Genomic DNA, 11372 nt, shown 5'->3' with positions numbered 1-11372 from the left:
AGTCGGTCCCACCCCTTCCCATCCCGAACAGGACCGTGAAACGACTCTACGCCGATGATAGTGCTGCAACCAGTGTGAAAGTAGGTTATCGTCAAGCTAGTTATTAGAAAAATCCCCTTCCGGATCAGATCTGGTTGGGGATTTTTTGCTTTTGTGAATTAAAATGGGGCGATATGCGCCTCACACTTCTGCCCGTTTCCGCACTACGTGTCCTCGTCGCCTGCGTGCTGCTGGCGCTGTTTTCAGTGGGCCGCGCGGCGCCGTTGACGCTGCGTTTCGAGCATCTGGGCATGGAACAGGGACTGACCCAGGAGTCGGTCGCCAGCATTCTTCAAGACCGCCAGGGGTATATGTGGCTCGGCACCCAAGCCGGCCTGAACCGCTACGACGGCTACCGCGTCACCACCTTCAAGAACGATCCCGCCAATCCGCAGAGCTTGCAGGACAACTATGTCCAGGCCCTGTATGAGGATGAGGCCGGCCAGCTATGGGTCGGCAGCAAAGGCGGCCTGGACCGCTACGACCCGGTGACGCAAAACTTCGTCCATATGCTCAACAAGGTGGCGGTGGTCGACATCGTGGGCGACGGCAAGCACGGCTTGTGGCTGGCCACCGGCGACGGCTTGCAGCACCTGGATACCGCCAGCGGACGCTTGCTGATCCTGCGCCATGCCGACCTCGACGCGGACAGCATCAATGACGATCGCGTCGGCGCCCTGGCGCGCGACCGGCAGGGCAATCTGTGGGTCGGCACGGCGCGCGGACTGGAGATGCTGGCGGCCGACAGCACCCGGTTCCGCCATTTCGGCAGCCAGGACAGCACGGCGGAAAACACCATTTTGTCGCTGTCCATCGGCCCTGACGGCGTGTTGTGGGCCGGCGCCATGAAAGGCGTGCAGGCCTGGCGGCTGACCGGCCAGGCCGCCGAGCCGCTGCCGGTGGCGCTGCCGGCCGACCTGGCCCGGCTGCGCGTGGTCAAACTGCTGCACGACAGTGATGGCGCCTTGTGGCTGGCCACCTATACCGATGGTGTGCGGCGGCGCGATCCGGTCAGCGGCCGCTTTTACCGCTATGCGCGCGACAGCCTGAATCAGCACAGCCTGACCGACAACCAGACCAGCGCCCTGTACCAGGACCGCACCGGCACGCTGTGGATCGGCAACTGGTACGGCGGCGTCGACCACGTCGACCTGAGCAGCGGCGGCTTTGAGCGCTATTCCGAACAGACCGGCGTGCTGCCCGGCATCGGCAGCAACAAGGTGCGCGCCATCGCGGCCGCGCCCGGCGGCAAGCTGTGGCTGGGGTCGGCGGCAGGGCTGGCCTTGCTGGACCCGGCGCTGGGCCAGGTGGAATTCACGTCGAATGCGGCGAAACGACCGGGATCGCTGCCGACCGATCCGCTGGCATCGCTGGCGATGGATCAGCAGGGCCGGCTGTGGGTCGGCACGCTGAACGGCTTGTTCTGGCGCGCCGCCGGCAGCGACCGCTATGTGGAAATGCCGCTGGGCAGCGATCCGCAGGCGCGCGCCGTGCAGCGCATCCTGGTGGCCAGGGATGGCGTGATCTGGGCCGGCTCGCGCATGTCGCTGTACCGCATTGATCCCCAGACGCTGGCCGTGCAGACCTTCCCGGCCGATGTGGCCGATCCCGACAAGCTGTCCGGCCGCGTGTATGCGCTGCTGGAGGACCAGCGCGGCAATTTCTGGGTGGGCACCGAGAACGGCATCGACCGGCTGGACCGCGCCACCGGCAAATTCGAACACTATCGCCACGATCCGGCCAGGCCGGACAGCCTTGGCCACAACCGCGTGCATTACCTGTACCAGGATGCGCAGGAGCGGATCTGGATCGGCACGGCAGCCGGGCTGAGTGTGGCCCGCATGGGAAAGAACGGCAAACTGAGCTTCCATTTCTATGCGCCGGCCAACGGCCGCTCGCCCGATCCGATCGGCGCGATCCTGCCGGACGAGCAGGGCCGCTTGTGGATCAGTTCGACGGCGGGGATTTCGCTGTTCAATCCGGCCACCGGCCTGTTCAAGAATTACACCGCGAAGGACGGCCTGATCGACGGCTCGTATTTCATCGGCTCCGGCTATCGCGGGCCGGACGGCACGCTGTACTTCGGCGGCCTGGAAGGCGTGACCGCGTTCCAGCCGTCGCGCATACGTGACAACCCGCGTGCGCCGCCGGTGTCGATCACCGATTTCTCGATCTTCAACCAGTCGATCCTGGGCGGCGCCGGGCATCCCGACGTGCTGGCGCGCGGGCCGCTGGACCAGGCCAGGGCGCTGGCGCTGTCGTATCGTGACGCGGTGTTTTCGTTTGAATTCGCCGCCATGCACTACGCCGACCCGCAGCGCAACCGCTACGCCTACCAGCTTGAAGGCTTCGATCCGAACTGGGTGATGACCGACGCCGGCAAGCGCTTCGCCACCTACACCAATCTCGATCCCGGCCGCTATGTGTTCCGCGTGAAGGCGGCCAACAAGGACGGCGTGTGGAGCGCCGAGCCGGTGTCGATGGTGGTCACGATCGCACCGCCGGTGTGGAAGACCTGGTGGTTCCGCCTGCTGGCGGCGTGTATGGTGCTGGGCAGCGCGTATCTGCTGTTCCGCATCCGCATCCGCCTGCTGGTGCTGCAGAAGCAGGATCTGGAGCAGGAGGTCGGCAGCCGCACGCGCGAGCTGGTGCAGCAGAAGGAGTCCATCGAGCGCGAAAAGGAAAACGTCGAACAGGCGCACCGGAATATTTCGCTGCTGTCGGACATCGGCCGCCGCATCACCGCCAATCTCGACAGCGAAGCCATCATGTCGCTGCTGTACCAGCAGGTGCATACGCTGATGGATGCCAGCGTGTTCGGCATCGGCATTTACCGGCCGGAGCAGGAGCTGATCGAGTATCCGTTCGCGATGGAGCGCGGCAAGCGCTACACGCCGTACACGCGCAGCATGCGCGAGCCGAACCAGCTGGCGGTGTGGTGCATCCACCATGCGCAGGAAGTGTTCATCAACGATCTGGAACAGGAGTACGGGCGCTTCATCGACAGCCTGGACCTGGTGTCCGGCGCCGAGAGCATGGGCACGCTGGAGGATGGATCGATTCCCACCGAGCCGCGTTCCCTGATCTATGTGCCGATCTCGGTCGGCGGCCAGGTGCGCGGCGTGATCACCGTGCACAGCTACCGCACCCACGCCTACCAGCGCATCGACCTCGACATGCTGACCACGCTGGCCTCCTACGTGGCGGTGGCGTTTGCCAACGCCGATTCCTACCGCCAGTTGCGCGACGCGCAGCAGCAGCTGGTGGAGCGCGAGAAGCTGGCGGCGCTCGGTTCGCTGGTGGCCGGCGTGGCGCATGAATTGAATACGCCGATCGGCAATAGCCTGGTGATCGCCAGCACGCTGGAAGACAAGACCTCGGAAATGGAAGCACTCAACGCAGGCAATACGCTGCGCCGTTCCGACCTGAGCGGTTTCCTGGAGGCGGCGCGCGAAGCCTCGACGCTGCTGATGCGCAGCCTGCGCAACGCGGCCGAGCTGGTGAACAGTTTCAAGCAGGTGGCGGTGGACCAGGCCAGCGCCAAGCGGCGCGCCTTCAATCTGCACCAGGCCAGCCACGAGATCGTGATGACGATGAAGAACCAGGTGCGCAAGGCCGGCCATCACATCGTGCTGGAGATGCCGGAAGAGATCATGATGGACAGTTTCCCCGGCCCCTACGGCCAGGTCATCATCAACCTGATCAACAATGCGCTGCTGCATGCGTTTGAAGACCGCGACGACGGCGAGATCCGCATGTGGGCGGTGCAGCTGGGATCGGACCGCGTGCGCATCGTGTTCCAGGACGACGGCAAGGGCATCCCGCTGGAACACCAGGCGCGCATCTTCGATCCGTTCTTCACCACCAAGCTGGGACAGGGCGGCAACGGCCTCGGCCTGAGCGTCACTTACAACATCGTGACGTCGCTGCTGGATGGTTCGATACGGGTGGACAGTGCGGTGGGCGTCGGGACGCGCTTCACGATGGATTTACCGTTGAAGGCGTCCCTGGCCGGGGATTAAATGCCCCAGATGATGTGCTCGTTTTCCGCCTTGGCGGTGCGCAGCATTTCCAGCAGCGGATAGGCGCGGGCGGAGAAGCCGACGCGTTGGGCGGCGGCGTGCTCCTTGGTTTCGCCTTCTTCCTGCTCATGGGCGTGGGCGTCGTGCTCGACGTCGTTTTCCGGATGCAGCTTGGTTTCGGCCACTTCATGTTCCAGCACCGACAGCGCCTGCGCCGCTTCGGCGGCGGTGATGACACCGCGCGTAGGATTTTTGTGCAGCAGGTCCAGGATGCGCTGGGCGTGTTCCTGGTACATCAGGACTTCCGGGCTGGATTTCGATTTGAATGCGATTAACATAAGCAACGCTTTCTTGATCTTATAGAGTAAAGAGGCGGTAAAACGCCAGTTACTTAGACTTTAATACATACCTGAAACTTTACAAGACCTTGGACTCGCTGTTTGGGCGCTGGCGCACCTGATTAAGTATTTTCTAAGCGAATAATTCAGTTTTTACTGAGGTTTGAAAGAACTGAAGAATGTTTCCAGCGTTTCGGCGTCGATTTTCTGTGGCGGGCCGACCACGACGATTTGATAAATTTGCCGGCCTTGGGCCAGGAAACGGCCGCTCAGGCGCATATTCCCGCCGCTGGCTTCCACTTCGACGGCGCCGCCGGCCAGCGTCCTGCGACTGCTCACCGTGCCGCCGATATTGCTGACCATGGCGCGCTGCATCGCCGCGAGGGCGGCCGGCGCCTGCGCGGCGTCCGCCAGTTGCGCGCTGCCGATGGCAAACACCACGCCATCGATCTCGGTGGCCGCCATGGTCATGCTGACGGCCAGTTGGTCGAGCTTGATGGCGCGGGTCTGCGTGGCCGGCTTGCCGGGCAACAGCACGGCATACGGCGCGTCCGCGCTGCGGTAGTCGCGCCAGTCGTACTTGGGGCTGCATCCGGCCAGGAGCGCGGCCAGCAGCAGAAGCGCCAGCGTGCCTTTCATCGCTTGGATTTCTTCTTGGCGTCGGCGGCTTTCCATTCATCGATCCAGGCCTGCTGGCGAAGCACGCGCGACATCGGATCGATGGTCACTTGCGCGTGCGGCGGCAGGCTCAGTTCGCCGCTGCCGTCGGTCATCGGCAGTTTCTCGATGCGCTCGTTGATGCGCACTTCGACCGGCATCGGGAAGGCGCCGCCGTCGGCCAGCTTCCAGTGCAGCTTGAGCTTGCCGCCGCTGCGCTCTTCCACCAGTTCCGGCAGCGCCGCGTGGTAGAGGTAGGCGTTGAAGAACCAGTTGAGGTCGCGGCCGCTGGCTTCGTTGGCGAACTGGACGAATTCCCTGGTGCTGCTCCAGCGCGGCTGGAAGTGGCCCGGCGTCGGCGTCGCGGTGCCGTAGACCATGCGGCGCGTGGCGGTGAAGAAGGCGTCGTCGCCGATCAGGTTGCGCAGCGTGTGCAGGATCAGCGCGCCCTTGGTGTAGATGTCGTTGCCGGGACCGCCGCGCGCCTCTTCGTAGATATCTTCGATGCGCTGGGTCTTGCCGCTGACCACCGGCGCCTTGTTCAGCAGCGACTTGCGGAAGTTGAACAGCTCGGCCTGGAACTCGCGTTCGCCGCGCAGCGACTCCAGGTACAGCGGCTGCATGTAGGAACCGAAGCCTTCGTGCAGCCACATGTCGTCCCAGTCGGCGTTGGTCATCTGGTTGCCGAACCACTCGTGCGACAGCTCGTGGTGCAGCAGCCAGTCATAGCCGTAGGCGGACTTGGCGTAGCCGTTGCCGTAAGCGTTGATGGTCTGGTGTTCCATGCCCAGGTGCGGCGTTTCGACCACGCCCATTTTTTCGTCGCCGAACGGATACGGGCCGACGCGGTATTCAAAGAAATCGAGCATCGGCGTGAATTCGCTGAACAGGCCCCGGGCTTCCTTGTCGTGGCCCTTCAGGTACCACATGCGCAGCGGGATGGTGTTGCCGAAGCGGCTGGCGTACTCGCCCGACAGCGTTTCGTAGGGGCCGATGTTGAGGGCGACGCCGTAGGTGCTGGGGTTCTTGGCGTGCCAGTTGTAGGTGCGCCAGCCATCCTTTTCGTCCATGCCGGTGGCGACGCCGTTGCCGGCCACCACCAGCGGCGCCGGTACGCTGATGTGCAGGTCGATCAGCTGCGGCTTGCCCATCGGGTGATCGATGCAGGGCCAGAACAGATCGCAGCCTTCGCCTTCGACGGTGGTGGCGATCCACGGCTGGCCGTCCGCGGTCTGGCTCCAGGTGAAGCCGCCGTCCCACGGCGCGCGCTTGGCGACCTGCGGCGTGCCGTGGTACGTGATGCGCACGGTGGTGCGGGCGCCGGCTGGCAGCGGCGCCGGCAGGGTCAGGTACAGGCGGCCGTCGGGATTGCTGATCGCGGCCGGCGTGAGCTGGACGCCGTCCACGCTGGCGCTGTCGACCGGCAGGTTGCGGTCGAGTTCGACGGCGATGCGGGTCAGCGGTTCTTTCAGCAGGAAGGTGAGGGCGGCGTCGCCGCTGATGCTCCTGGTGGCCGGATCGACGCGCAGCGCCAGGTCGACTTTTTCAAACGTCACCGCCAGCTGCTCGGGCGCGCGCGGGCTGCCGGAGTTGAGGGTGAAATCGGTGGCGGGCGGGCGGGTGGCGGCGCAGCCGGTCAGCAGGGCGCCGGCGGCAAGGTAGAGGGGCAAGCGGGTCATCGTGGTCCTGGCGTGAGTGAGCTGCGAGCAAATATAGCAGCAAGCGGACCTGACTTGGTATGTTGATGTGAGGCGATTGCCGCTTTTTGTATGCCGGCTGATGGGGTTTTATACCTGACGCAAGGATCGCTGCGCGGTACGCATGCATAGTTATCCAACCATGTCGCTCAATATTGATGAGAGATAGCGATGGATTCCAGAACAAAAGTAGCATATGGACTGGCGGTATCCAGCCTGACGATATCCATACTGTGCGGTAAGGCGACCGGCGATCGCATTTTTACCGGAACGAAGTTGATGGCGGCTGAGCCCGCCATTATTTCGTTGGCCGTCCTGGCATCGCAATGTGGCGCAGGTGATTTCACGGTGGGACTCGAATCCGAGCTACGAGTTTCGTGGCAGTGTCTAACTTGCGCCTGGAATTGAGTTTCGCTGGATCAGATCGCCGGAGTTGAGCGAGGCGCAACAGCGGGCCAGGAAAAATCTGGAGAACGAGACGAATGGCTTGCCCTCCGATATCGTCGTCTCAAGGGAAGTGCTCGAATTTCCGCAGCAGTTGCCCCTGCTTCAGCGCCATGAAATCTGGTTCACCAGCGCGCGCCCGGTGAATCTCAATTTTGGTGAGCGCATGCTGACTGAGGAGTGGAGTGCTTATACTGCAGATGGCAACGGGAAAATCCACGCGCTCGGAACTGCCAAGGAGTTGCGCGAGGACATAGTACGGCTGGGCTTGAGTGGCACGGCGTCCGGCCAAGATCCCAGGGAGATTTTCCGTTCACTGTTGCAGGGATGGGCCGATCAGACCGTCAAGGTGCCGCTATTGAACATCGATCTGCGCTACGCCTATGCCGTGATCCTCCTGGCGGCGGTGAGTGTTCTTCAACTATTGTGGCTGGCACGCGCGTTGGTTGGCGCAAAAGTGGAAGACGACCCAGTGCTCTTCGGGCGGCTGTCGTTGAAAGAGCAATTGCGCTCGGCATCCGGCATGCATACATCGAAGATCATTGCCGTGCTCGATTGGCTGTCGCTGATGGCAGCGGGTACGATTGCCTTGGGTGCGCCATTGGTCTGTTTCGTTTGCGCGGTACTGGTGCGGCTGCTTACGCAGATGGAGTCGATAGCGGTTTACGGCACCGGTGTCCTGGCCTTGCTGTCGGTCGGACTTTCCTTGTTGATCGTGCGCCGCCTGGGAAAGCTATTGTCGGCGCTGAGCCTGTTCAAGCAGAAGGAGGGGACGTCATCCGAATAGCGCACGGCGGTACTGGACAGCCTCCGCCACGTGCGGCTCGTGAATGAGGTCGGAGCGGGCCAGGTCGGCGATGGTGCGGGCGACGCGCAGGATGCGATGGTAGGCACGGCCGGACCAGTGAAAGCTCTCCATGGTCCATCGCAGATAGGCTTTGGCTGGTTTGTCGAGCTTGCAGTAGCGATCGATTTCACGCGGGGTCAAGAACTGATTGCGTTTGCCCTGGCGTAGCACTTGCAGATCCGCCGCAGCCTGCACACGGACGGCAATGACGGCGGACGGTTCGCCATCCGCCGAGGCGGCGAGAACGTGGGGATCGATGGCGGCGACCTCCATCTGAATGTCGATGCGATCGAGTAGCGGACCGGAGATGCGGCTTTGGTAGCGCAGGCGCACGTCCGGGGTACAGCGGCAGGCGATGTTCTTGTGGCCGGTGTATCCGCAAGGACATGGGTTCATGGCGGCGATCAGTTGGAAGTGCGCCGGAAAGTCCGCCTGGCGCGCGGCGCGCGAGATGGTGATGTGGCCCGACTCCATTGGCTCGCGCAACACGTCCAGCACGCGCCGATCGAATTCCGGAAATTCGTCGAGGAACAGGACGCCGCGGTGCGCCAGCGAAATCTCGCCGGGACGCGGCACGCTGCCGCCGCCCACCAGCGCTGCGCCGGACGAGGTGTGGTGCGGCGAGCGGAACGGCCGGCGCTTCCAGTTCTCAATGCGAAACGAGCCGGTCAGGGATTGCACGGCCGCAGCCTCCAGCGCTTCCTCGTCGGTCATCTGCGGCAGCAGGCCGGGGAAACGCGAGGCCAGCATGGTCTTGCCGGAACCGGGCGGGCCGACCAGCAGTACTGAATGGTTGCCCGCGGCAGCCACTTCCAGCGCGCGCTTGGCGAGGAGCTGCCCCTTGACGTCGGCGAAGTCGGGATATTCCGGCGCTGCGGCCAGCGGTGCGGCCTCGTGGCGCGACAGCATGGACTCGACCGACTTGCCGGCGAAATGGCGGCACACTTGCAGCAGTGAGTCGGCCGGGTAAATGGCGGCGCTGGACACCAGCGCCGCCTCATCGGCATTCGCCAGCGGCAGGATGAAGGCAAGGCAGCCGCCATTGCGGCGTGTGGCCAGTGACATCGCCAGCGCGCCGCGTATCGGGCGCAGCTCGCCGGACAGCGACAGTTCGCCGGCGAACTCGTATTGATGCAGGCGGCGCGCCGGAATTTGTTTGGAGGCGGCCAGGATGCCGAGTGCAATCGGTAAGTCGAAGCGCCCCGATTCTTTCGGCAGATCAGCCGGCGCCAGGTTGACGGTGATGCGCTGCGCCGGGAATTCGAAACCGCCATTCTGGATGGCGGCGCGGACGCGGTCCTTGGCTTCCTTCACCTCGGTGTCGGCCAGACCGACGATGGCGAAGGAAGGCAATCCATTCGCCAGATGCACTTCAACGCTGACTTCCTGCGCTTCCATGCCCGCCAGGGCGCGGCTTTTGAGTACGGCGAGAGACATGGCTGGGCGGACAGGCAAAAGAAGGACCAGTCGCCAGCGTAGCCCAAGCCCGTCGCGTCGCTTTGCGCTAGGCCAAACGGCCGAGCGCAAGAATGATTATTGATTAACCTTGCTTTCCAGCTCCGCCAGGCGGGTTTCCAGCGCTTCCAGCTTGGCGCGGGTCTTGGCCAGCACCTGGGTCTGGATGTCGAATTCCTCGCGCGTGACCAGGTCCAGTTTGGCGAATCCCTGCGTCATCATGGACTTGACGTTCTTCTCAATGTCCTTTGCTGGTGAGTTTTCGATGGCTTGGCTGATCTTGTTTTGCAAGTCATTAAAAAAAGTGTTCATATCCATAATATTCCTTGATCTGGTTGGTCCATCATTGCACCATTAGGGTGCGTGTCGGCGTTAATGTGGTGCGAAGCCGCCGAAATCCCGCTGTGCGCTCCCTGTCGTTCTCACTTTGGTCTCAGCCGGGCCGTTGTCAACCATGATACGCCACCTGTTTGCTGAACAACATTAGCTGGCACACATTCTGCTAAAGAAGCTATTGAATGCTTTTCATCGCTTCACATAACAAGGATTTTAAACCGCATCCGCTAATCAAGTTCAACTCACTAGGAAAAACAATTATGAAAATGGCCAAGAACTTTACCCTGATTGCTGCGTTGACCTTAGCATTCGCGTCCCTGGCGCGCGCCGAAGAAGCGACACCCGCTCCGGAAGCAAAACCAGACAACGAAGTCAGCTATAACGTTGCCGTTGTCAGCGACTACCGCTATCGCGGCGTATCGCAAACCCGAGAAAAGCCGGCCTTACAGGGCGGCGCGGATTACGTGAATAACCCGACCGGCCTGTACGCCGGCACCTGGCTGTCGACCATCAAATGGGTCAAGGACGGCGGCGGCGACGGCGAGGTCGAATGGGATCTGTATGCCGGCAAACGCGGCAACATCACCGCCGACATCAGCTACGACGTCGGCGGCCTGTACTACTTCTACCCGTCGAACAAGCTGAGCCCAAGCGCCAACACCTTCGAGCTGTATGGCCAGATCACGGCCGGCCCGTTCTCGGTCAAGTATTCGCACTCGACCACCAACCTGTTCGGCTTTGCCAACAGCAAAAACTCCGGTTACGTGGACGGCCAGTTCAACAACGAAGTGTATGACGGCTACATCCTCAACCTGCACGTGGGTCACCAGAATGTGAAGAACAACGGCGCCTCCAGCTATACCGACTACAAGGTGGGCGTGACCAAAGATTTCGGCGTGGTCAGTGTGGCATTGGCGGCGGTCTATGCCGACACCGAAGCCTACGTCGGAAAAGGGAAGAACCTGGGTAAAACCGGTGCTGTCCTGACCATTTCCAAAACCTTCTAAGCGAGGCCAGTATGAAAATGATTACCGCCATTATCAAGCCGTTCAAGCTTGACGAGGTGCGTGAAGCCCTGTCGGCGATTAACGTGCAGGGCATTACCGTGACCGAAGTGAAAGGCTTCGGTCGCCAGAAGGGCCACACCGAGCTGTATCGCGGTGCGGAGTATGTCGTGGACTTCCTGCCGAAGACCAAGATCGAAGCGGCAGTGGACGACGCCATCGTCGAACAGGCCATCGAAGCCATCGAAGGCGCTGCCCGCACCGGCAAAATCGGTGACGGCAAAATCTTCGTGTACAACCTGGAACAAGTGATCCGCATTCGTACCGGTGAAACCGGCAACGAAGCTCTCTAAGAGGACGATGAGAATGAAGAAAACTATAACAAGCTTGCTGGCTGGGGTCTCCATCCTGTTTGCGCTGGCAGCACCCGTGTATGCGCAAGACGCCAAGCCGGCAGCTGAAGCGCCGGCTGCCGCCGCTGCTGCCGCGCCTGCTCCTGCCGCTGCACCGGCGCCGGCCGCCGCCGCACCTGC

9 protein-coding genes and 1 rRNA gene are annotated in these 11372 nt (G+C 62.5%); 5 read left to right on the top strand and 5 right to left on the bottom strand.

What is annotated here, in order from left to right; genetic code table 11:
- Positions 1-97 (top strand): 5S ribosomal RNA (gene rrf, locus GJ695_RS30685); the annotation flags it as partial.
- 76 nt (positions 98-173) lie between these two features.
- Entirely contained in the window at positions 174-4061 is a 3888-nt protein-coding gene (locus GJ695_RS28605) for a sensor histidine kinase (protein ID WP_154370490.1), read from the top strand.
- Here GJ695_RS28605 and GJ695_RS28600 read toward each other — a convergent pair.
- The 3 genes from GJ695_RS28600 to GJ695_RS28590 form a co-directional block, all read right to left on the bottom strand.
- Positions 4058-4399 (bottom strand): DUF1840 domain-containing protein, encoded by a 342-nt coding sequence (locus tag GJ695_RS28600; protein WP_154370489.1) that lies wholly within the window; start codon positions 4397-4399, stop codon positions 4058-4060. The genes GJ695_RS28605 and GJ695_RS28600 overlap by 4 nt on opposite strands.
- Before the next feature lie 153 nt (positions 4400-4552).
- Complete coding sequence (locus GJ695_RS28595; RefSeq protein WP_154370488.1) at positions 4553-5038, bottom strand: hypothetical protein; 486 nt, start codon at positions 5036-5038, stop codon at positions 4553-4555.
- A complete protein-coding gene (locus GJ695_RS28590) occupies positions 5035-6735 on the bottom strand; it encodes a M1 family metallopeptidase (protein ID WP_154370487.1) in 1701 nt (566 codons plus the stop codon). Before GJ695_RS28590 ends, GJ695_RS28595 begins: the two co-directional genes overlap by 4 nt.
- A gap of 451 nt (positions 6736-7186) precedes the next feature.
- Between GJ695_RS28590 and GJ695_RS28585 the strand changes: the two genes are divergently transcribed.
- A complete protein-coding gene (locus GJ695_RS28585) occupies positions 7187-7984 on the top strand; it encodes a hypothetical protein (RefSeq protein ID WP_154370486.1) in 798 nt (265 codons plus the stop codon).
- Here the strand turns inward: GJ695_RS28585 and GJ695_RS28580 are convergent.
- Positions 7973-9481, bottom strand: a complete 1509-nt coding sequence (locus tag GJ695_RS28580) for a YifB family Mg chelatase-like AAA ATPase (RefSeq protein WP_154370485.1) — start codon at positions 9479-9481, stop codon at positions 7973-7975. The genes GJ695_RS28585 and GJ695_RS28580 overlap by 12 nt on opposite strands.
- A 96-nt stretch (positions 9482-9577) precedes the next feature.
- Positions 9578-9817, bottom strand: coding sequence for an accessory factor UbiK family protein (locus GJ695_RS28575; protein ID WP_154360517.1), 240 nt, complete (start codon positions 9815-9817; stop codon positions 9578-9580).
- 278 nt (positions 9818-10095) lie between these two features.
- On the opposite strand from GJ695_RS28575, the gene GJ695_RS28570 reads away from it, so the two are divergent.
- Together GJ695_RS28570 and GJ695_RS28565 are read left to right on the top strand one after the other, a co-directional pair.
- The gene (locus GJ695_RS28570; RefSeq protein ID WP_154370484.1) at positions 10096-10842 is read left to right on the top strand and encodes a TorF family putative porin; all 747 of its coding nucleotides are present in this window, start codon (positions 10096-10098) and stop codon (positions 10840-10842) included.
- Between the two features lie 11 nt (positions 10843-10853).
- Complete coding sequence (locus GJ695_RS28565; protein WP_154360515.1) at positions 10854-11192, top strand: P-II family nitrogen regulator; 339 nt, start codon at positions 10854-10856, stop codon at positions 11190-11192.
- The last annotated feature ends 180 nt before the right edge of the window (positions 11193-11372 follow it).

It is taken from the genome of Duganella alba (assembly GCF_009674495.1).
Taxonomy (GTDB): Bacteria; Pseudomonadota; Gammaproteobacteria; order Burkholderiales; family Burkholderiaceae_D; genus Rugamonas; species Rugamonas alba.
The sequence above is the reverse complement of the archived record's forward strand: the minus strand, read 5'-3'. Positions and strand labels throughout refer to the sequence as shown.

Bases quoted from the DNA above. Each gene is read 5' to 3' on its own strand.
- GJ695_RS28605 (WP_154370490.1), top strand. From the start codon at position 174: ATGCGCCTCACACTTCTGCCCGTTTCCGCACTACGTGTCCTCGTCGCC.
- GJ695_RS28600 (WP_154370489.1), bottom strand. From the start codon at position 4,399: ATGTTAATCGCATTCAAATCGAAATCCAGCCCGGAAGTCCTGATGTAC.
- GJ695_RS28595 (WP_154370488.1), bottom strand. From the start codon at position 5,038: ATGAAAGGCACGCTGGCGCTTCTGCTGCTGGCCGCGCTCCTGGCCGGA.
- GJ695_RS28590 (WP_154370487.1), bottom strand. From the start codon at position 6,735: ATGACCCGCTTGCCCCTCTACCTTGCCGCCGGCGCCCTGCTGACCGGC.
- GJ695_RS28580 (WP_154370485.1), bottom strand. From the start codon at position 9,481: ATGTCTCTCGCCGTACTCAAAAGCCGCGCCCTGGCGGGCATGGAAGCG.
- GJ695_RS28575 (WP_154360517.1), bottom strand. From the start codon at position 9,817: ATGGATATGAACACTTTTTTTAATGACTTGCAAAACAAGATCAGCCAA.
- GJ695_RS28570 (WP_154370484.1), top strand. From the start codon at position 10,096: ATGAAAATGGCCAAGAACTTTACCCTGATTGCTGCGTTGACCTTAGCA.
- GJ695_RS28565 (WP_154360515.1), top strand. From the start codon at position 10,854: ATGAAAATGATTACCGCCATTATCAAGCCGTTCAAGCTTGACGAGGTG.